The organism is Oleiphilus sp. HI0067, assembly GCF_001635735.1.
Window position 1 is genome coordinate 1 of the sequence record NZ_LWFI01001502.1, and the last position, 736, is coordinate 736.

The following is a 736-nucleotide window of genomic DNA, read 5'->3' on the forward strand; positions in this document are numbered from 1 at the left end:
CATGTAGCAGTGGTATTGAACGTATTGATGTGACGTCTGCGGAACAGATGTATGAGCAAGCAATGCGACAAGCACGAACTGGATTAGATGTATTTATTGGTTCTGCTGCGGTTGCCGATTACAGGCCAATTGATGTTTCTGAACAGAAGATGAAGAAGACTGGTTTCGGCGATAATATTCAAATAGAGCTTACTCAGAATCCTGACATAATTGCTAACGTCTCTGCTATGCGAGAAAGTAGTCAGTCTCTAATTGTTGGTTTTGCTGCTGAAACAAACGATGTTATTCAGTACGCTAAATCTAAGCTTAAGCGGAAGAGCTTAGATGTCGTTATTGCGAATGATGTTTCGAATCAAGAAATTGGATTTAATAGTGACAACAATGAGGTAACTTTGGTTACTGTAGATGGTGAAGAATTATTGCCTTTGACATCTAAAGCTTCCTTGGCTCAAGAATTAGTGACTCGACTATCTGAAAAATTAAATCAAAAAAGAAAAAGTAAATGAAAACGCCATTACAAATAAAAATCTTGGATGACAAAATTGGGAATACTATTCCCTTACCTAGTTACGCAACTCAGGGTTCTGCGGGTGTTGATTTGAGAGCTTGCCTAGACGAATCGATTAACTTAGAACCTGGCCAAACTACCCTGATACCTACTGGATTGGCGATTTATATCGAAGACCCTCAGCTGGCGGCAACGATATTACCTAGATCTGGCCTTGGTCATAAGCAT

General features: G+C 39.7%; 1 protein-coding gene and 1 pseudogene. Both read left to right on the forward strand.

The window, feature by feature from the left end:
- The coding region (locus A3739_RS24475; RefSeq protein WP_304440310.1) for a phosphopantothenoylcysteine decarboxylase at positions 1–506 on the forward strand (506 nt) is incomplete at its 5' end.
- Positions 503–736: pseudogene (locus A3739_RS24480) on the forward strand (dUTP diphosphatase); the annotation flags it as partial. The gene A3739_RS24475 and the pseudogene A3739_RS24480, both read left to right, overlap by 4 nt.